Origin of the sequence: Kitasatospora sp. NPDC048298, from assembly GCF_043201465.1 — a bacterium.
GTDB lineage: Bacteria > Actinomycetota > Actinomycetes > Streptomycetales > Streptomycetaceae > Kitasatospora.
In genome coordinates, this window is record NZ_JBICYZ010000058.1 from 1 (window position 1) to 18,498 (window position 18,498).

At 71.1% G+C, this 18,498-nt stretch carries 18 protein-coding genes and 1 riboswitch; of the genes, 8 read left to right on the forward strand and 10 right to left on the reverse strand.

The features are described from left to right. Window positions 1–154: 154 nt before the first annotated feature. Window positions 155–835: a hypothetical protein gene (locus ACGF0D_RS32475; RefSeq protein WP_392922382.1), complete on the reverse strand. Its 681-nt coding sequence runs from the start codon at window positions 833–835 to the stop codon at window positions 155–157. A gap of 125 nt (window positions 836–960) precedes the next feature. After that, window positions 961–1,167, reverse strand: coding sequence for a hypothetical protein (locus ACGF0D_RS32480; protein ID WP_392869428.1), 207 nt, complete (start codon window positions 1,165–1,167; stop codon window positions 961–963). Window positions 1,168–1,440: 273 nt separating this feature from the next. Here ACGF0D_RS32480 and ACGF0D_RS32485 point away from each other — a divergent pair, with 273 nt between their 5' ends. Then, window positions 1,441–2,418: a carbohydrate kinase family protein gene (locus tag ACGF0D_RS32485; protein WP_392922385.1), complete on the forward strand. Its 978-nt coding sequence runs from the start codon at window positions 1,441–1,443 to the stop codon at window positions 2,416–2,418. A 10-nt stretch (window positions 2,419–2,428) separates the two neighbouring features. Here ACGF0D_RS32485 and ACGF0D_RS32490 read toward each other — a convergent pair whose 3' ends face one another. After that, the gene (locus ACGF0D_RS32490) at window positions 2,429–3,859 is read right to left on the reverse strand and encodes a cysteine desulfurase/sulfurtransferase TusA family protein (protein WP_392922388.1); all 1,431 of its coding nucleotides are present in this window, start codon (window positions 3,857–3,859) and stop codon (window positions 2,429–2,431) included. A gap of 363 nt (window positions 3,860–4,222) precedes the next feature. Between ACGF0D_RS32490 and coxB the strand changes: the two genes are divergently transcribed. The 4 genes from coxB to ACGF0D_RS32510 all read left to right on the forward strand — a co-directional run bounded on the left by coxB (window position 4,223) and on the right by ACGF0D_RS32510 (window position 8,694). Further along, window positions 4,223–5,077: a cytochrome c oxidase subunit II gene (gene coxB / locus ACGF0D_RS32495; protein WP_392869423.1), complete on the forward strand. Its 855-nt coding sequence runs from the start codon at window positions 4,223–4,225 to the stop codon at window positions 5,075–5,077. Then, window positions 5,074–6,849: a cytochrome c oxidase subunit I gene (ctaD, locus tag ACGF0D_RS32500; RefSeq protein ID WP_392922391.1), complete on the forward strand. Its 1,776-nt coding sequence runs from the start codon at window positions 5,074–5,076 to the stop codon at window positions 6,847–6,849. Before coxB ends, ctaD begins: the two co-directional genes overlap by 4 nt. After that, the gene (locus tag ACGF0D_RS32505) at window positions 6,849–7,265 is read left to right on the forward strand and encodes a cytochrome c oxidase subunit 4 (protein WP_392869420.1); all 417 of its coding nucleotides are present in this window, start codon (window positions 6,849–6,851) and stop codon (window positions 7,263–7,265) included. Before ctaD ends, ACGF0D_RS32505 begins: the two co-directional genes overlap by 1 nt. Window positions 7,266–7,437: 172 nt before the next feature. After that, window positions 7,438–8,694, forward strand: a complete 1,257-nt coding sequence (locus ACGF0D_RS32510) for an Ig-like domain-containing protein (RefSeq protein ID WP_392869418.1) — start codon at window positions 7,438–7,440, stop codon at window positions 8,692–8,694. A gap of 8 nt (window positions 8,695–8,702) precedes the next feature. Here the strand turns inward: ACGF0D_RS32510 and ACGF0D_RS32515 are convergent, their stop codons facing one another. The 5 genes from ACGF0D_RS32515 to ACGF0D_RS32535 form a co-directional block, all read right to left on the reverse strand. Continuing rightward, the gene (locus tag ACGF0D_RS32515; RefSeq protein ID WP_392869417.1) at window positions 8,703–9,074 is read right to left on the reverse strand and encodes a GntR family transcriptional regulator; all 372 of its coding nucleotides are present in this window, start codon (window positions 9,072–9,074) and stop codon (window positions 8,703–8,705) included. A gap of 119 nt (window positions 9,075–9,193) precedes the next feature. Then, complete coding sequence (locus tag ACGF0D_RS32520) at window positions 9,194–10,855, reverse strand: cytochrome bc complex cytochrome b subunit (RefSeq protein WP_392869415.1); 1,662 nt, start codon at window positions 10,853–10,855, stop codon at window positions 9,194–9,196. Further along, complete coding sequence (locus ACGF0D_RS32525; protein ID WP_392869413.1) at window positions 10,852–11,904, reverse strand: Rieske 2Fe-2S domain-containing protein; 1,053 nt, start codon at window positions 11,902–11,904, stop codon at window positions 10,852–10,854. Before ACGF0D_RS32525 ends, ACGF0D_RS32520 begins: the two co-directional genes overlap by 4 nt. Window positions 11,905–11,912: 8 nt before the next feature. Beyond that, complete coding sequence (locus tag ACGF0D_RS32530; protein ID WP_360353819.1) at window positions 11,913–12,722, reverse strand: c-type cytochrome; 810 nt, start codon at window positions 12,720–12,722, stop codon at window positions 11,913–11,915. Window positions 12,723–12,909: 187 nt separating this feature from the next. After that, window positions 12,910–13,530 carry a heme-copper oxidase subunit III gene (locus ACGF0D_RS32535; RefSeq protein ID WP_049651835.1) on the reverse strand — a complete coding sequence of 207 codons (621 nt, stop codon included), beginning with the start codon at window positions 13,528–13,530 and terminating at the stop codon, window positions 12,910–12,912. Window positions 13,531–13,926: 396 nt separating this feature from the next. Here ACGF0D_RS32535 and ACGF0D_RS32540 point away from each other — a divergent pair, with 396 nt between their 5' ends. The 3 genes from ACGF0D_RS32540 to ACGF0D_RS32550 all read left to right on the forward strand — a co-directional run bounded on the left by ACGF0D_RS32540 (window position 13,927) and on the right by ACGF0D_RS32550 (window position 17,270). Next, complete coding sequence (locus ACGF0D_RS32540) at window positions 13,927–14,352, forward strand: hypothetical protein (RefSeq protein WP_392869410.1); 426 nt, start codon at window positions 13,927–13,929, stop codon at window positions 14,350–14,352. Window positions 14,353–14,470: 118 nt separating this feature from the next. Beyond that, window positions 14,471–15,547 (forward strand): anthranilate phosphoribosyltransferase, encoded by a 1,077-nt coding sequence (trpD, locus tag ACGF0D_RS32545; RefSeq protein WP_392869408.1) that lies wholly within the window; start codon window positions 14,471–14,473, stop codon window positions 15,545–15,547. 109 nt (window positions 15,548–15,656) lie between these two features. Continuing rightward, window positions 15,657–15,775, forward strand: a riboswitch (SAM riboswitch). A gap of 127 nt (window positions 15,776–15,902) precedes the next feature. Next, complete coding sequence (locus ACGF0D_RS32550; protein WP_392922393.1) at window positions 15,903–17,270, forward strand: aminotransferase class V-fold PLP-dependent enzyme; 1,368 nt, start codon at window positions 15,903–15,905, stop codon at window positions 17,268–17,270. A 3-nt stretch (window positions 17,271–17,273) separates the two neighbouring features. Here the strand turns inward: ACGF0D_RS32550 and ACGF0D_RS32555 are convergent, their stop codons facing one another. Continuing rightward, complete coding sequence (locus ACGF0D_RS32555; RefSeq protein ID WP_224278336.1) at window positions 17,274–17,555, reverse strand: Lrp/AsnC family transcriptional regulator; 282 nt, start codon at window positions 17,553–17,555, stop codon at window positions 17,274–17,276. Further along, window positions 17,552–18,379, reverse strand: coding sequence for a rhomboid family intramembrane serine protease (locus ACGF0D_RS32560; protein WP_392922396.1), 828 nt, complete (start codon window positions 18,377–18,379; stop codon window positions 17,552–17,554). The genes ACGF0D_RS32555 and ACGF0D_RS32560 overlap by 4 nt, the downstream gene beginning before the upstream one ends. Window positions 18,380–18,498: the final 119 nt, after the last annotated feature.

Sequence of the window (18,498 nt, forward strand, 5' to 3'; positions counted from 1 at the left end):
GGCACACAACTATCGCCCCCCGCCCGCACCCACCCCCCCCCCCCCCCCCCCCGGGGGGGGGGGCGGGCGGCCCCGCCCCCCCCCCCGCGGCGGGGGGGGGGGGCCCGGGGGGCCCCCCGGGGCCCCCCTTCTCGTTCCTCCGGCCGCGGCGCGGCTACCGCCCGGCGACGTCCGGGCTCACCGGGTCCGGCCCGATGTGCGGGTCGCCCTCCAGCGGCACCTCCTGGCCGCTGGTCCGGTCCACCACGGTCCGCCCCGCCAGCGGCGAGCGCAGGTCGGCCGACACCGACTGCCGCTTGGCCAGGGCGTTGCACACCTGACCCGGCTGGACGGTGGGCGGTCCCGGCACGACCAGCACGTCCACCCGGCCCGGCTGCGACTCGTCCGCCTTCAGCGCGTACGTGGTGCAGACCCCGCCGAAGAAGTAGACGGTCAGCTTGGTGGTGCCGTCCACCCGGTAGCCGACCGGTGGGCGCACCGGCGAGCCTGACCCGTTCGGGTTCGGCTCGCCCACCGCGATCCCGTTGCCCGGGGGAGTGGCCGGGGCCGGCTGCCCGGGCGCCGGCGAGGCCGCCGTGGCCGTCTGGCCGGCCGGCGGCTGGGCCGCACCGGAAGCGGTCCCGCTCGCGGCCGCCGAGGACGGGCTCGCGGAGTCCGCCGGGGCCTGCGCGGAGGCACTCGCCGAGGCGGAGGCGGCGCCCGCGCCGCTCGCCGCCGAGTCCGAGGCGGACTTGCCGCCCCCGTCACAGCCGGCCACCGTCATCACCGCCGCCAGTGCCAGAGCGGCCAGGGCCACCGCCCGCCGACCGCGCCGGGGCATCGTCTCCAGATCCATCTGCACATCCTCCCGAGGGCTCAGCGGTGCCGCCTCCTCGCCGCTCCGCGCGGATGTGACGTGCTCCGGTCGGATCCGGTTCCGCCCCGGTTACGACCCGTTCCGATCAACCCGGCCCGGCGGGCTCAGAGCCCGTACTCGGCCATCCCGGCGACCACCCGCCGCGCGCCGGAGGGCACCCGGAAGCCGGTCGGCGCGGGGACGGCGGGCTCCGGGCCGGCCGCGACCTCCGGCCAGAACCGGCGCAGCCGCCGGGAGGAGTCCACCAGGGCGTCGAGCGTCTCGCCGTCCTCGGTCCGCAGGACGGGCAGGGCGCAGGGGTCGGTCGTCATCGGTATCGCTCCGATCCAGGGCCGTGGCCACGCTGCCACGGTCTTCGACGGGGCCCGCACGACGGGCCCTCCACGGCCGACCCTAGGCAGCGGCCCGGCCGCCCACCAGTGCTACCGGGAGGTAGTACACGTTGGGGGGCAACGGGTGCCACCATGGCCGTACGGGCGGCAACTTGCGGCACTCCTGCCTGGGCGCTCCCCGGGGCCGGGTACCGTGGGTGGGTTCATCCCCGCCTGCCCGCTGGCCCAGCAGCCACCCTGAGGAGACCTTCCGTGCGTATCGCCGTCGCCGGCTCGATCGCCACCGACCACCTGATGACGTTCCCGGGTCGGTTCGCCGACCAGCTCGTCGCCGAGCAGCTGCACACCGTGTCGCTGTCCTTCCTGGTCGACGCCCTGGACATCCGCCGCGGCGGCGTCGCGCCGAACATCGCCTTCGGCATGGGGGTCCTCGGCCTGCGCCCCGTCCTGGTCGGCGCCGCCGGCGCGGACTTCGCCGAGTACCGCAGCTGGCTCGAGCGCAACGGTGTGGACTGCGACTCCGTCCACATCTCCGAGACCCGCCACACCGCGCGCTTCATGTGCACCACGGACGAGGACCACAACCAGATCGCCTCGTTCTACACCGGCGCCATGGCCGAGGCCCGCAACATCGAGCTGAAGCCGATCGCCGACCGCGTCGGCGGCCTGGACCTCGTCCTGATCGGCGCCGACGACCCGCAGGGCATGGTCCGCCACACCCAGGAGTGCCGCACCCGCGGCTACGCCTTCGCCGCCGACCCGTCCCAGCAGCTGGCCCGCCTGGAGGGCGACGACATCCGCGAGATCGTGGACGGCGCCGCGTACCTCTTCACCAACGAGTACGAGGCCGCGCTGATCGAGAGCAAGACCGGCTGGGGCGCGGAGGAGCTGCTCACCCGCGTCGGCACCCGGGTCACCACCCTGGGCAGCAAGGGCGTGCGGATCGAGCGCAAGGGCGAGGCGCCGATCCTGGTCGGCTGCGCCAAGGAGGAGGCCAAGGTCGACCCGACCGGCGTCGGCGACGCCTTCCGCGCCGGCTTCCTGGCGGGCCTGTCCTGGGACCTCGACCTGGAGCGTTCCGCCCAGCTCGGCTGCATGCTCGCCACCCTGGTGATCGAGACCGTCGGCACCCAGGAGTACGAGCTGCGCCCGGCCACCTTCCTGAAGCGCTTCGAGGAGGCCTACGGCGCCGAGGCGGCCGGCGAGATCGCCGCGCACCTGGTCAAGTAGTCCGCCCCGCTCAGGAGCGGCGCACCACGAGGTAGGCCGAGCCCCGGTCGCCGCCGTACTCGGCGGCCGGGGCCTCGCCCGCGTACTCCTGCCCGCGCATCCCGCACCAGGCCGGGATGTCCAGCCGGGCCGCGTCATCGTCCGCCAGCACGACGACCGTGCCGCCCGGCGGCACCTCGCCGATCCGCTTCGCCAGCTCGATCACCGGCAGCGGGCAGCGCTTGCCCAAGGCGTCGATGATGATGACGGGCCCGCCCGCCTCCGGGCGCTCGGACCCGGTGACCTCCACGGGCGCCACCGGCGCCGGCAGGTCCAGCCCGAGCGGCGCCCGGACGCCGGCCACCAGGTCCGGCAGCACCGCGAGGAAGCGCTCCACGTCGGCCTCGGCCGTCCCGTACGGCAGCGAGACCCGCACGTTCCCCTCGGTGAGCACCCCCATCGCCGCCAGCACGTGGCTGGGCGTCAACGTGGACGAGGTGCAGGAGGAGCCGGAGGAGACCGCGAAGCCCGCCCGGTCCAGCTCGGTCAGCAGCACCTCCCCGTCCACGTACATGCAGGAGAAGGTGACGATGTGCGGCAGCCGCCGCACCGGGTCGCCGACCACCTCGACCTCGGGCACCAGCCGCGGCACCCGGGTGCGGATCCGTTCGACCAGCGCGTGCAGCCGGGCGTTCTCCCGTTCGGCCTCGGCCCGTACGGCGCGCAGCGAGGCGGCCGCGGCCACGATCGCCGGGACGTTGACGTAGCCGGGCACCCGGCCGCCCTCGCGCTCGTCGGCCGGCAGCGGCGAGGCGTACCGGACGCCCTTGCGCACCGCCAGCACCCCGACCCCGGGCGGGCCGCCCCACTTGTGGGCGCTCGCCGTCAGCAGCGACCAGCCCGCCGGGACGTCCAGCCGTCCGGCGCTCTGCGCCGCGTCCACCAGCAGTGGGACGCCGGCCTCGGCGCACAGCGCGGCGACCTCGCCGACCGGCTGCACCGTCCCGACCTCGTGGTTGGCGCTCTGCACCGCGGCCAGCGCGGTGTCCGGGCGCAGCAGCGCGCCGAGCGCCGCCGGGTCGACCCGGCCGCCCCGGTCCACCGGCGCCACCGAGACCTCGCCCCCGCCCGCCAGCTGGCGCTCGGCGACGTGCAGCACGCTGGAGTGCTCCACCGCGGAGTGCACGAAGTGGCCGCCGCGCCGCCGGTTCCCGGCCAGGGCGCCCAGCAGGCCCAGTTGGACGGCCTGGGTGCCGCTCGCGGTGAAGGCGATCTCGTCGGCCCGCGCGCCCAGCACCGCGGCGACCGTCTCGCGGGCGGCGTCCAGCAGCATCCGGGCCTGTCGGCCGGAGCGGTACAGCCGGGCCGGATCGGCCCAGCCCTCGTCCAGGGCGGCGGTCAGGGCCTGCCGCGCGACGGGGTGCAGGGGGGCCGTCGAGGCCGCGTCGAAGTACACGGTCACATTTAACGACACACCCGGTCCGCGACCCGGTCCGATCGCGCGACTCACCCGCCGTCAGTCGATCATCCCGAATGTCCGCTTCGTCCGCGTCCGACGGGCCGTCACGGGTGTCGTCCGAGGTCATCCCCCGATCGGGCGTACGGACCTCGAATGCCTGCGATGACCTGCGACGCAGCCCCTGTCGGGCCTGATCGGGCTAGCAGGCGGCGCGTTACCGGGGGCTGCCCGTCAGGAGCGCATAAGGCTGGAGTAGGGTTTGGCCCGCATAAGCATTCAAACCGTGCCCGTGGACGGGTCGCCGGGGAGGCTCACACTCCTCCCCGGGGCGACGCGAAGGCGGGCGAGACTTCGGGAAGGCGCTACGTGAGTCCCAACGGCTCCGACCGCTCGCCGCGGCGCACGATGCGGCGGAAGCTGCCTCAGGCGCTGGCACTGGGCCTCGTCATCGCGACCGCCACCGGCTGCTCGGCCAACGACCTCCCCAGGCTTGGCCTCCCGAGCCCCGTCACCGAGGAAGGGCCCATGGTCCTCCGGATGTGGCAGGGCTCCTGGATCGCGGCGCTGGTGGTCGGCGTACTGATGTGGGGTCTGATCATCTGGAGCGTGATCTTCCACCGGCGCAAGCGCACCGGTGTGGAGATCCCCCCGCAGACCCGGTACAACGTGCCCATCGAGGCGCTCTACACCGCGGTCCCCATCATCATCGTCTCGGTCCTCTTCTACTTCGTCGCCCGCGACGAGTCGAAGCTGACGCAGGTCTCCGAGAAGCCGCAGCACTACGTCAACGTGGTCGGCTTCCAGTGGAGCTGGGCGTTCAACTACGAGAACACCGAGACCCCCGACCCGGCCAACAAGGACGCCGCGTACGAGGTCGGTACGCCCAAGGACGCTCCGACGCTCTGGCTGCCGGTCAACGAGAAGGTGCAGTTCCGCCTCACCTCGCGTGATGTCATCCATGACTTCTGGCCCGTCAACTTCATGATGAAGATGGACGTCGTGCCGGGCGTGGTGAACAAGTTCGAGGTCACGCCGACCGTCAAGGGCGAGTACATGGGCAAGTGTGCCGAGCTCTGCGGCGTCGACCACTCGCGCATGCTGTTCAACGTCAAGGTCGTCGACCGTGCCGACTACGACAAGCACCTGGCCGAGCTTCGCGCCAAGGGCCAGAACGGTGCGGTGCCCTCCGGCCTGATCACCATGGGAAGTGAAGAGAAGTGACAATCCTCAACGAGCCCGCCGCGGCCGGCGGGGGCGCCGAGGCCGTCACGGTCGGGGCGCAGCGGACCCGGAAGCCGGGTTCGACCATCATCAAGTGGATGACCACCACTGACCACAAGACGATCGGCACGCTGTACCTGGCCACGTCGTTCGCCTTCTTCCTGATCGGTGGCATCCTCGCCCTGGTCATGCGCGCCGAGCTGGCTCGTCCCGGGACCCAGATCCTGTCGAACGAGCAGTTCAACCAGGCGTTCACGATGCACGGCACGATCATGCTGCTGATGTTCGCGACGCCGCTCTTCGCCGGCTTCGCGAACTGGATCATGCCGCTCCAGATCGGCGCCCCGGACGTGGCGTTCCCGCGTCTGAACATGTTCGCGTACTGGCTGTACCTCTTCGGTTCGACCATCGCGGTGGCGGGCTTCGTCACCCCGAACGGCGCCGCCGACTTCGGTTGGTTCGCCTACTCCCCGCTTTCCGACGCCGTGCACTCGCCCGGCATCGGCGGCGACATGTGGATCATGGGTCTGGCCTTCTCCGGCTTCGGCACGATCCTCGGTGCGGTCAACTTCATCACCACGATCATCTGCATGCGCGCTCCCGGCATGACGATGTTCCGGATGTCGATCTTCGTCTGGAACGTCCTGCTGACCTCGGTGCTGGTCCTGCTGGCCTTCCCGGTGCTGGCCGCCGCGCTGTTCGCCCTGGAGGCGGACCGCAAGTTCGGTGCCCACGTCTTCGACCCGGCCAACGGCGGGGCGATGCTCTGGCAGCACCTGTTCTGGTTCTTCGGCCACCCCGAGGTGTACATCATCGCGCTGCCGTTCTTCGGCATCGTGTCCGAGATCATCCCGGTCTTCAGCCGCAAGCCGATGTTCGGCTACTCCGGCCTGATCGCGGCCACCATCGCGATCGCCGGTCTGTCCGTGACGGTGTGGGCGCACCACATGTACGTCACCGGGCAGGTACTGCTGCCGTTCTTCTCGTTCATGACCTTCCTGATCGCGGTCCCGACCGGTGTGAAGTTCTTCAACTGGGTCGGCACCATGTGGAAGGGCTCGCTGAGCTTCGAGACCCCGATGCTCTGGACGGTCGGCTTCCTGGTCACCTTCCTCTTCGGTGGTCTGACCGGTGTTCTGCTGGCCTCCCCGCCGATCGACTTCCACGTCTCGGACTCGTACTTCGTCGTCGCCCACTTCCACTACGTGGTCTTCGGTACCGTCGTCTTCGCGATGTTCGCCGGCTTCCACTTCTGGTGGCCGAAGATGACCGGCAAGATGCTGGACGAGCGCCTCGGCAAGATCACCTTCTGGACGCTGTTCATCGGCTTCCACACCACCTTCCTGGTGCAGCACTGGCTCGGCGCGGAGGGCATGCCCCGCCGCTACGCCGACTACCTGGCCGCGGACGGCTTCACCACCCTGAACACCGTCTCGACCATCGGCTCCTTCGTGCTCGGCCTGTCGATCCTGCCGTTCCTCTACAACGTCTGGAAGACCGCCAAGTACGGCGAGAAGGTCGCCGTGGACGACCCGTGGGGCTTCGGCCGCTCGCTGGAGTGGGCGACCTCCTGCCCGCCGCCGCGGCACAACTTCCTCACCCTCCCGCGGATCCGCTCCGAATCCCCGGCCTTCGACCTCCACCACCCGGAGATCGCCGCGCTGGACTACCTGGAGAACCACGGTGAGCCGGCCAAGCACCTCGCCGGCGTGACCCCGGCGAAGTACGACGCCCCGAAGCTGGACAAGGGTAAGAAGGAGGGCGACGCCTGATGAAGGAACAGGGAAAGATCTTCCTGGGCCTGTCGGTCTTCGTGCTGGCGATGGCCCTGACCTACGGTCTGTGGACCAACCACTCGGACCTCGGCATCGAGGCCGCCGGCACCACCGCGCTGTTCCTGGCCTTCGGCCTCTGCGCGTTCATCGGGTACTACCTCGCCTTCACCGCCCGCCGGGTGGACAGCGGCGCGGGTGACAACCCCGAGGCCGAGGTCGCGGACGACTCCGGCGAGCTGGGCTTCTTCGCCCCGCACAGCTGGCAGCCGCTCTCGCTGGCGCTCGGTGGCGCGCTCGCCTTCCTGGGCGTGATCTTCGGCTGGTGGCTGATGTTCTGGGCCGCCCCGATCATCATGATCGGCATCTTCGGATGGGTCTTCGAGTTCTACCGGGGCGAGAACCAGAACCAGTAGGGTTCCCGTTTCCGGCACCAGGGCCGGTCCTCCCGCATGGGAGGACCGGCCCTGCTGCATCCTCCGGGGTGACGGACTCACTCCGGTGGGTGAACCGGAAGTCCCTCGGATGTCGCTCCGCCAGGTGGCGTTCCTACGATCTGATCAATCGTGCGAACCTTCGGAGGCGGTCATGGCCGACAGGCGGGGAATCGCAACCCTCGGCGGCATCTCGCTGGCCCTCGCGGTGCTGGCCCCCCTGGCCGCCTGCACGGCCGGGGAGGAGGAGCCCGTCGGACCGCACCGGATCGACGCGGCCCCGCTGGTCCGCCTCTCCGCAAAGGACAAGGCCGACCCGTCCCAGCCGGTCACCGTGACCGCCGTCAAGGACAGCCGGCTCACCGACGTCACCGTGGTCGGCCCGGACGGCCGGGTGGTCGCCGGGAAGCTCGCCGAGGACCAGCGCAGTTGGCAGACCACCGGCCGGCTGAAGGCCGCCACCGCGTACACCGTGCGGATCTCCGCCGACGACGGCAAGGGCGGCCGCGGCGACACCACGGTGAACTTCGGCACCCTCCCCGGCCAGCGCCTGCTCACCGCCAAGCTCGGCCCGGACTCCTCCGGCAGCGGCGTCTACGGGGTGGGCCAGCCGCTCACCGTGCAGCTCTCCGAGGCCGTGAAGGACCCGCAGGCCCGCCTGGAGGTCGAGCACGTGCTGACCGTCGGCTCCCAGCCCGCCGTCACCGGCGCCTGGTACTGGGTGGACGACAAGAACCTGCACTTCCGCCCGGAGGCCTACTGGCCGGCCGGGACGACCGTCTCACTGGCCTTCGACGGCACCGGCAGCCGGATCGCCGACGGCCTCTACGGCGGTGACCGCAGCTCGCTGAAGCTGCGGATCGGCGAGCGGGTGGAGTCGGTGATCGACGCGGAGACCCACGAGCTCACCCTGAAGCGTGACGGCGAGGCGCTGCGGACCATCCCGGTCACCACCGGCAAGCCCGGCTTCGACACCCGCAACGGCGTCAAGGTGGTGCTCGGCCAGGAGCGCTCGGTCCGGATGAACGGCGAGACCATCGGCATAGCGGCGGGCAGCGCGGAGTCGTACGACCTCGACGTGAAGTGGGCCACCCGGGTGACCTGGAGCGGCGAGTACGTCCACGCCGCGCCCTGGTCGGTCGGCTCGCAGGGCGTCGAGAACGTCAGCCACGGCTGTACCGGCATGAGCACCGACAACGCCGAGTGGTACTACCAGCACACCAGGGTGGGGGACCTGGTGACGGTGGTGAACAGCCGCGGCGGCGCGATGGAGCCCTTCGGCAACGGTTTCGGGGACTGGAACGTGGCCTGGACGGAGTGGGTCAAGCACAGCGCCTCCGGACAGCCCGTCAGCACCACCTCACCGGTCTCCCAGGCCCCCGCCGTGGGGATGATCCGTCCGGAGCCCTGACGGGCCCGTCAGAGCTCCGGGTAGGCCAGCCGCAGCGCGGTGTCCACGGCGGCCAGGGCGTCCGCGTGGGAGACGCCCAGGCGGTGCGCGCGGGCGGCGTACTCGGCGGCGGCCTCGGCGGCCAGCCGGTGGGCGGAGTCCCCGGTGGCGGCGATCAGCGTGCCGCGCCGGCCGTGGGTCTCCACCACGCCGTCCGCCTCCAGCTCGCGGTAGGCCCGGGCGACCGTTCCGGCGGCCAGCCCCAGCTCCTCGGCCAGGGCCCGGACGGTGGGCAGCCGCAGCCCGGTCGGCAGCTCGCCGGAGCGGGCCCGCTCGGCGATCTGGGCGCGGATCTGCTCGTACGGGGGAGTGGCCGAGGCGGGGTCGACGGAGAGCTGCACGGGGGCTCCTGGTGACGTGGGCGGGTACGGGGCCGGCTGGTTCGGAAAAGGGCCGAGGGCCGCCGACCAGAAGAACTCTGGTCAGCGGCCCTCGGGGTGACTCGGTGGTGCCTACGGGATCAGTGGTGGCCGTGGCCGCTGGTGATCTCGTGGTGCTCCTCGGCGGTCGGCTTGGGGATCTGGCTGCCCTCGCCGTAGAAGCCGCGGGAGAGCTTGGCCCGGGTGCGGGTGAGGACGCCGGCCTTGCGGGCCACGCCGTTCTCGTCCGTCTGGGCCGGCAGCTCGACCGGCTGGTTCTGGTCGTGCGCGGTGAGCTTGTACAGGTCCTGCTGCGGCAGCTGGGCGTGCACCTCGATGAACTCGCCGTGCGGCAGGCGCTTGATGACGCCGGTCTCGCGGCCGTGCAGCACCTTCTCCTTGTCGCGGCGCTGGAGGCCGAGGCACCAGCGCTTGGTCACGATGAAGACCACGACCGGGACGACGAAGAAGCCGACGCGGACGAAGTAGGTGACCGAGTTGATCGACAGGTGCAGGTGGGTGGCGAACAGGTCGTTGCCACCGGCCATCAGCAGGATCAGGTAGAGGCTGATCCAGGCGGCACCCAGGGCGGTGCGGACCGGGGCGTTGCGCGGGCGGTCCAGGATGTGGTGCTCGCGCTTGTCACCGGTGATCCAGCCCTCGATGAACGGGTAGGCCGCGATCGAGACCAGGACCAGCGGGAAGATCGCCAGCGGGACCATGACACCCAGGTTGAGGGTGTGGCCGCCCCAGACGCTGATCTCCCAGCCCGGCATGATGCGGATCAGACCCTCGGAGAAGCCCATGTACCAGTCGGGCTGGGCGTCCGTGGAGACCTGGTCCGGACGGTACGGGCCGTACGCCCAGATCGGGTTGATCGTGGCGATCGCCGAGATGACGGCGATGAGGCCGAACACCAGGAAGAAGAAGCCACCGGCCTTGGCCATGTAGACCGGCATCAGCGGCATGCCGACGACGTTCTTCTCGGTCTTGCCCGGGCCCGCCCACTGGGTGTGCTTGTGGTAGAAGACCAGGATCAGGTGCGCCACCAGCAGGCCGAGCATGATGCCCGGGATCAGCAGCACGTGGATGGTGAAGAACCGCGGCACGATGTCGTGGCCGGGGAACTCGCCCCCGAACAGGAACATCTGGACGTAGGTGCCGATCAGCGGGACGGCGAGGATCGCGCCTTCCATGAAGCGGATACCGGTGCCCGACAGCAGGTCGTCCGGCAGGGAGTAGCCGAAGAAGCCGTCGAACATGCCCAGGATCAGCAGCAGGAAGCCGAAGACCCAGTTGATCTCACGCGGCTTGCGGAACGCGCCGGTGAAGAACACGCGCATCATGTGGACGAGCATCGCGGCCACGAAGACCAGGGCGGCCCAGTGGTGGATCTGACGGATCAGCAGACCGCCGCGGACCTCGAAGCTGATGTCCACCGTGGAGGCGTAGGCCTCCGACATCGGGATGCCCTTGAGCGGCACGTACGAGCCGTCGTAGACGACCTCGGCCATCGAGGGCTTGAAGAACAGCGTCAGGTAGACACCGGTCAGGATGATGATGACGAACGTGTAGAGGCAGATCTCGCCCAGCATGAAGGACCAGTGGTCCGGGAAGATCTTCCGCAGGTTGGCCTTGGCGAGGGAGTAGATCCCCAGCCGGCCGTCAGTCCAGTCAGCCGCGGCTTCCCACTTGTTGGCGGGCTTCTCACGCGTGCTGGAGGGCTTGGCGGCACCGGTCGTGGTGCTGCTCGCGCTACTCATCGAGCACGCTCCCAGTAGCTCGGGCCGACGGGCTCATCGAAGTCGCCGGTGGCGACCAGGTTGCCCTTCTCGTCAGTGATGATCTTCAGCTGCGGCAGCGGGTGGCCGGCCGGGCCGAAGATGACGCGGGCGCCGTCCGCCAGGTCGAAGGTCGACTGGTGGCAGGGGCAGAGCGCGTGGTGGGTCTGCTGCTCGTACAGGCTGATCGGGCAGCCGACGTGGGTGCAGATCTTGGAGTAGGCCAGGATGCCCTCGAAGCCGAGGTCCTTGGACTTCTCGTCCTTGATGTCCTCGGGCGCGATCCGGACCAGCATCAGGGCGTCCTTGGCGATCCGCTGCTGGAAGTCCTCGTCGTGCGTGGACAGGCCCTCGGGCATGGCGAAGGTGAGCGAGCCGACGACGATGTCCTCGGGCTTCATCGGCTGCATGGTGTTCATGTTGATGAGCGCCAGCGGCTTGGTGTCGGTCGCCTCCTTCCAACCGGTCTCCTTGAGCTTCTTCTCGGGAAGCGGGCCCAGGTCACGGAGCAGGACCACGCCGGAGAGCGGGACCAGCGCCATGGAGCCGATCAGGGTGTTGCGGATCATCTTGCGGCGGCCGAAGCCGGACTCGGCGGCACCGGTCTTGAACTGCTCGATGACGTCCGCGCGGACCTCGTCGGAGGCCTCGATCGGGTGACGCTCGGCCGGCATCTCGACGTCCGACATCAGGGTGCGGGCCCAGTGGACCGCGCCCGCGCCGATCATGAACAGCGCCACGCCCAGGGTCAGGCCGAGCGCGAAGTTCAGCGCGCTGACGTGACCGAGCGGGAAGATGTAGACGATCTTGTCCGGGTCGATGGCCACGTACGAGGCGATGAAGCCGACGGTGGCGAGCATCGAGATCACGAACATCAGCGAGACCTGGCGCTCGGCGCGCTTGGCGGCCCGCTCGTCGATGTCGGTGCGACGGGGCTCGTGGGCCGGCAGGCCCGGGTCGGCGAACGGGCTGCCGTGGTCGGCCACCTCGCCGGCGGAGCCGTGCGGCTCCGGGAGCTTCTCTTCTGACATGTCGTGGCTCATGACTTCTTGGCCTTGGTGGTGTGGGCGGCGACCCAGATCGCGACCGCGATGAGCGTGCCGAGGCCGAAGATCCAGCCGAACAGACCCTCGGTCACCGGACCGAGGCTGCCCAGGGTGAGACCGCCGGGGTTGGGCTCATCGTTGGTGGTGTGGCGGACGAAGGCCACGATCTGCTTCTTCTGCTCCTCGGGCATGGTGGTGTCCGGGAACGACGGCATGTTCTGCGGGCCGGTCTGCATGGCCTCGTAGATGTGCTTGGCGTCCACGCCCTCCAGCGACGGGGCGTACTTGCCCTTGGTCAGGGCACCACCCTGGCCGGCGAAGTTGTGGCACTGGGCGCAGTTGGTGCGGAACAGCTCGCCACCCTTGGAGATGTCCTCGGGGTTGGTCGAGGTGAACTGCTCCTCCGTCGGGGTCACCGGGCCGGGACCGAGGGAGGCGACGTAGGCGGCGAGCTGGTCGATCTCGGCCTGCGTGTAGATGTTCTTCTTGCGCGGGACCTGCGCGCCGGGCTGCTGGGCGGGCATGCGGCCGGTGCCGACCTGGAAGTCGACGGCGGCGGAGCCGACGCCGACCAGGCTCGGACCGTCACTGCTGCCCTGGCCGTTCAGGCCATGGCAGGAGGAGCAGCCCACGGCGAAGAGCTTCTTGCCCTCATCGATCGCGAGCGACTGCGCGGCGACGTCGGCCTGCGCCTTGTCGGCGGGCGCGAACGCGGCGTACAGCCCCCCGGTTGCCGCCAGGGCGAGAAGTAGGACGACCAGCGCCGCCAATGGGTGGCGCCGTCGTGCGGAGAGCTTTTTCACGGAATAACCCCGGTGTCAGGATCTGGTCGACTGGTGGGTGCACCCGGCGGCCGGTCTGGCCGGCACGAGGCTGCCTGTCTAGGGCTGCGCGCGCGGTCGGTCGGTGGGAGCGTCGGCACCGGCAGAAGCGGCCCGTCGCCGGTGAGGGCGGGGGCCGCAGCCGGTGGCCAGCGACCTGATCAGCTGGTTACTTGATCAGGTAGATGGTCGCGAACAGGCCGATCCACACGACGTCGACGAAGTGCCAGTAGTACGACACGACGATCGCGGCGGTGGCTTGCTCGTGCGTGAAGCGCTTGGCTGCGTACGTCCGTCCCAGGACCAGCAGGAAGGCGATCAGACCACCCGTCACGTGCAGCCCGTGGAAGCCGGTGGTCAGGTAGAACACCGTGCCGTACGGGTCGGAGGACAGCGAGAGGCCGTCCTTCTTGACCAGCTCGGTGTACTCGAAGACCTGGCCGCCGATGAAGACCGCGCCCATGGCGAACGTGAGGATGAACCACGCCCGGAGCTTCTTCACGTCACCACGCTCGGCGGCGAACACACCGAGCTGGCAGGTGAGCGAGGAGAGCACCAGGATCGTGGTGTTGACCGAGGAGAAGGGCACGTTGAGGGCGTGGGCCTTCTCGGTCCAGAACTCCGGCCCCTTGACGGAGCGGAGCGTGAAGTACATCGCGAAGAGGGCCGCGAAGAACATCAACTCGGAACTGAGCCAGACGATCGTTCCGACGCTGACCATGTTCGGCCGGTTGACCGATCCGTGCGCGTGCCCGGTTTCTACTGCTGTTGCTGTCGCCACGACGGACATTATGTCGGTCCCTTATTCCGTCTTCACGTCGGGGGGTGTCCCTCGGAGTGTCCGGTGCGTGCGGTATGCCCGCTTGGGGGGCGGCACGGGGGCCGGACGGGGGCTGAGCAGCGGCGTGTCCCTTTTCTGATGGTTCTTCGGAGGGGCCCGCGACCCCGTTGCCCAGCGCGTCGTTGCACGGCCGGAGCAGCCGCGGGAGGTAGGGGAAGGGACCCGGGGTCGGCCGTACGGGTGGACCGGGCGGGATCGGGTGACGGGCCGTCCTCCGGGTGGGTGAGCCGGGGTGCGGCCCGGTTGGCCGGGAAGGTGCGCGAGGAGGACTCGGCGGGGGGTGATCGGGAGTAGCATCCGGATCAGGCGAACGTGGTCCGGATCACACTTGAGGGAGCAGGGCCCATGGCGTACACGACCGATGAGACGCTCACCGTCCTCGTCTACAGCGACGACCGCAACACCCGCGAGCAGGTGCTGACGGCGCTCGGCCGCCGGCCCGCCGAGGACCTTCCGGAACTGACCTACCTGGAGTGCGCGACCACCCCCGCGGTGCTCAAGGCGCTGGAGAAGGGGGGAGTGGACCTCTGCGTGCTGGACGGTGAGGCCGTTCCGGCCGGGGGGCTGGGCCTCGCGCGCCAGCTCAAGGACGAGATCTACGGCTGCCCGCCGGTGCTGGTGCTGATCGGCCGGCCGCAGGACTCCTGGCTCGCCGCCTGGAGCCGGGCCGACGCGGCCATCTCCCACCCGGTGGAGCCGGTGGCGCTGGCCGAGGCGGCGGCCACCCTGCTGCGGGCGCGACTGGCGAAGCGGACTCCGGCCGTCCGCTGAAGACGGCCCCGGCAACTGGAAAGGACAGGGGTAGAAGCGGAGGCTTCGCTCGATAGGCTGGCTCCATCCGTACGGACGTCCCCCCGTAGTGGGGAACCGACAACAGCTGGAGTCAGCCATGGTGAACGTGAACCCTGCGAACGGCGGTAGCGACCCCGCGCAGGTGGTCCGCACCTGGCCGGACCTCCTGGCGGCACTGTTGCAGGGGGAGGACCTCGACCGCTCGTCCACCGCGTGGGCGATGGACCGGATCATGAGCGGCGAGGCGTCCCCCGTACAGGTGGCCGGGTTCATGATCGCGCTGCGGGCCAAGGGCGAGTCGGTCGAGGAGATCGGCGGCCTGGTCGACGCGATGTACGCGCACGCGGAGCCGCTGGACATCCCCGGCCCGGCGGTGGACATCGTCGGCACCGGCGGCGACCGGGCGAAGACCGTCAACATCTCCACCATGTCCGCGATCGTCGCGGCGGCCGCCGGCGCCAAGGTGGTCAAGCACGGCAACCGGTCGGCCTCCTCGAGCAGCGGCTCCTCGGACGTGCTGGAGAAGCTCGGGGTGGCGCTGGACCTCTCCGCCCGGCGGGTCGCCGAGGTGGCCGAGGAGGTCGGGCTCACCTTCTGCTTCGCGGCGAAGTTCCACCCCTCGATGCGGCACGCCGCCACCGCGCGGCGCGACCTCGGGGTGCCGACCTCCTTCAACATCCTCGGCCCGCTGACCAACCCGGCCAAGGTCACCGCGCACGCCATCGGCTGCTTCGACACCCGGCTGGCCGGACTGATCGCCGGGGTGCTGGCCGAGCGGGGTGCGACGGCGCTGGTCTTCCGCGGTGACGACGGACTGGACGAGCTGACCATCACCACCACCTCGCAGGTCTGGCTGGTGCGCGACGGGGCGGTCACCCGGACCGCCTTCGACCCGCGGGACGTCGGCATCGAGCTGGTCGGCATCGAGGCGCTGCGCGGGGCGGACGCCTCGTACAACGCGGAGGTCGCGCGGCGACTGCTGGCGGGGGAGCACGGGCCGGTCCGGGACGCCGTCCTGCTGAACACGGCGGCGGCGCTGGTCGCGCTCGACCTGCGCGACGCACCGCTCGCCGAGCAGCTGGCGGCCGGCATGGAGCGGGCCGCCAGGGCGATCGACTCCGGCGCGGCCCAGGACCTGCTGCGGCGTTGGTCGGAGGCCACCAGCCGGATCTGACACGGCAGTTGACGGGGCCCGCGGGAATTCCTCCCGCGGGCCCCTCGCGCTGTCCGGATGCCGGACGCCCGTTTGACCGCCCGACGGGCGCGGCCTAGAGTCTTCGCCAGGTCATGAGTGACAGCGCGAAGCCCCAGCTTGCTGTCCGGCAACCCTCCGTCCGTGGCGGGGTGCCCTGGGTGAGGACCGGGTCGTCACGGCAAGCCGTCCGTGCGACAAGCGCGGACGCCGGACGAATGACACTCCCGGGGTCCCTCACCCCTTGAAGGAGTGCATCCTCATGTCCGCCCACCCGTCTCCCGCCACCACCCTTCTCTCGGCGCTCCCCCAGACTTCGTCCGGGGGGACCCCCATCGTGCGGCAGCCCTGCGCCGAAATCTGCGGCCCGCTCGCCGTCCTCGGCACCGACGTCCAGGTCCCGCTGGCCAGCGGTGAGAAGGTCGGCTACGCGGCACTCGACTACGCGGCCAGCTCGCCGGCGCTCCAGCGGGTGTGGGACGACGTCGCCGCCTACGCGCCGTACTACGGCAGCGTCCACCGCGGGGCCGGCTACCTCTCCCAGCTGTCCACCGACCTGTTCGAGCAGAGCCGCCGCACCGTCGGCGAGTTCCTCGACCTGCGCGAGGGCGACCAGGTGGTCTTCACCCGGGCCACCACCGACTCGCTCAACCTGCTGGCCGCCGCCGTTCCGGCCGGCACCCGGGTGTTCGCCTTCGAGACCGAGCACCACGCCTCGCTGCTGCCCTGGGCGCACGCCGGACTGGACGTCACCTACCTGCGGGCGCCGCGCTCGCGGGCCGAGGCGGTGGCCGCGCTGGACGCCGCGCTCGCCGAGGCGCCCGAGGGCCCCAAGCTGCTCTGCGTCACCGGCGCCTCCAACGTGACCGGCGAGCTGTGGCCGGTCGCCGAGCTGACCGGGACCGCGCACCGGCACGGCGCCCGGGTGGTGCTGGACGCCGCCCAGCTGGCGCCGCACCACCGGGTCTCGGTGCGCGAACTGGACGTCGACTGGATCGCCTTCTCCGGCCACAAGATCTACGCGCCGTTCGGCGCCGGGGTGCTGGCCGGCCGGGCGGACTGGCTGGACGAGGCCGAGCCGTACCTGGCCGGCGGCGGGGCGACCCGGACGGTGGCGCGGGAGGCCGACGGCTCGGTGGCCGTGCAGTGGCACACCGGCCCGGCCCGGCACGAGGCCGGCTCGCCGAACGTCATCGGCGCCTACGCGATCGCCTCGGCCTGCCGGGCGCTGACCGAGGCCGGTTTCGACGCGCTGGAGGCCCGCGAGCGGCAGCTGGTCGCCCGGCTGACGGCCGGGCTGGCCGGGATCCCGCAGGTCAAGGTGCTGAACCTGTTCGGGGCCGACTCCGCCCGGGTGGGCGTGCTGTCCTTCGTCGTCCGGGGCTGGAACAGCTCGCACTTCTCGGCCGCGCTGTCCGCCGAGTACGGCATCGGGGTGCGCGACGGCCTGTTCTGCGCCCACCCGCTGGTGCGCACGCTGCTCGGGGACGAGGACGTCGCGCCGTCCGAGTGCGGGGCGCCCGAGCCCTCGCTGCCGGGCGAGCGCAGCCTGAACGCGATCCGGGTGAGCTTCGGCGCCGGGACGCCGGACGAGCACGTCGACCGCTTCCTGACCGCCGTCCGGGAGCTGGTCACGGACGGTGCGGCGTGGAACTACCGCAACGAGGGCGGGCGTTGTGTCGCTGACTCTCGGCGCGAGGGCTGACCGCTACTCGTCCAGGCCGAGGGCGAAGGCGGCCTCCAGGTCGTGCTGGGAGTAGGTGCGGAAGGCGATCTGGGTCTCGGTGTGGGCCACGCCCGGGACCTTGTTGAGCCGGCCCGGGATGACCTCGGCCAGGTCGTCGTGCCGGCGCACCCGCACCATCGCCACCAGGTTGTAGCCGCCGGTCACCGAGTAGACCTCGCTGACACCCTCGATGGCGGCGATGGACTCGGCGATCTCCGGGATGCGGTCGACACTGGTCTTGATCAGGACGATGGCGGTGATCACAGTTCGGGCTCCTTTGTGGGGTGCCGCCAGCGTATCGGGCGTCGGCCCGGTCGTCGCGGGGGGTGGCGGACCACGGTGCAGGCGTAGAGGAACCCGGCCGAGAAGCCGATCACGTGGACCAGGTAGGCCACCCCGGGGCCGGCCGAGTGCACCGACCACCACTGCAGGGCGAACCAGAGGCCGAGCACCAGCCAGGCGGGGAAGCGCAGCGGCAGGAAGAGGAGCAGCGGGACGAGGGTGGTCACCCGGGCCCGGGGGTGGAGGCGCAGATAGGCGCCGAGGACGGCCGCGATCGCCCCGGAGGCCCCGATGAGCACCCGGGTGGAGTTCGGCGAGTGCGCCTCGGCGAGCGCGAAGCCGTACGTGGTCAGGCTGCCGGCGGCCAGGTAGAAGAGGGCGTACCGGGCCCGGCCCAGCCGCCGTTCCACGGTGGGGCCGAAGACCTGGAGGAAGAGCAGGTTGCCCAGCAGGTGCAGCCAGCCGGCGTGCAGGAACAGCCCGGTGAGGACGGACAGGGCCGGGTGCTTGCCCGGGGTCGGGGCGGCCGGGCAGCCGGGGGCCGGGTCGGGGGCCTCGGCCAGCTGCTCGGCGGTCAGCGGCCGTCCGGCCAGCACCTCGGCCGGGACGGCGCCCCAGCGCTGCTCGTACCGCTGCTCCGAGCAGACCCGGGCCTGGCCGGTGCCGTACAGCGGGTTGAGCCCGGCGGCGGGGCCGAGCAGGAAGACCAGGGTGTTGAGGGCGATCAGGGCGTAGCTGACCACCGGGACGGGCACCACCGGGCGGCCGCCCAGGGCGGCGGTGTGGTCGGGGACCGCGAGCGCCATGCGGCCAAGCATCCCTCCGGGCACCGCAGGTGACACGGTGGTTTACGGCAGGTGGACTAGCCGGGGAGTTCAGACGACCGGTGGCCGCGGTGGTTGCCCCAGGCAATAGGCTTGGGGCG

What these genes read in the sequence shown, in the direction of transcription:
- ACGF0D_RS32475 (WP_392922382.1), bottom strand. Translation starts at nt 835, where the DNA reads ATGGATCTGGAGACGATGCCCCGGCGCGGTCGGCGGGCGGTGGCCCTG.
- ACGF0D_RS32480 (WP_392869428.1), bottom strand. Translation starts at nt 1,167, where the DNA reads ATGACGACCGACCCCTGCGCCCTGCCCGTCCTGCGGACCGAGGACGGC.
- ACGF0D_RS32505 (WP_392869420.1), top strand. Translation starts at nt 6,849, where the DNA reads ATGAAGGAACAGGGAAAGATCTTCCTGGGCCTGTCGGTCTTCGTGCTG.
- ACGF0D_RS32510 (WP_392869418.1), top strand. Translation starts at nt 7,438, where the DNA reads ATGGCCGACAGGCGGGGAATCGCAACCCTCGGCGGCATCTCGCTGGCC.
- ACGF0D_RS32520 (WP_392869415.1), bottom strand. Translation starts at nt 10,855, where the DNA reads ATGAGTAGCGCGAGCAGCACCACGACCGGTGCCGCCAAGCCCTCCAGC.
- ACGF0D_RS32525 (WP_392869413.1), bottom strand. Translation starts at nt 11,904, where the DNA reads ATGTCAGAAGAGAAGCTCCCGGAGCCGCACGGCTCCGCCGGCGAGGTG.
- ACGF0D_RS32535 (WP_049651835.1), bottom strand. Translation starts at nt 13,530, where the DNA reads ATGTCCGTCGTGGCGACAGCAACAGCAGTAGAAACCGGGCACGCGCAC.
- ACGF0D_RS32540 (WP_392869410.1), top strand. Translation starts at nt 13,927, where the DNA reads ATGGCGTACACGACCGATGAGACGCTCACCGTCCTCGTCTACAGCGAC.
- trpD (WP_392869408.1), top strand. Translation starts at nt 14,471, where the DNA reads ATGGTGAACGTGAACCCTGCGAACGGCGGTAGCGACCCCGCGCAGGTG.
- ACGF0D_RS32560 (WP_392922396.1), bottom strand. Translation starts at nt 18,379, where the DNA reads ATGGCGCTCGCGGTCCCCGACCACACCGCCGCCCTGGGCGGCCGCCCG.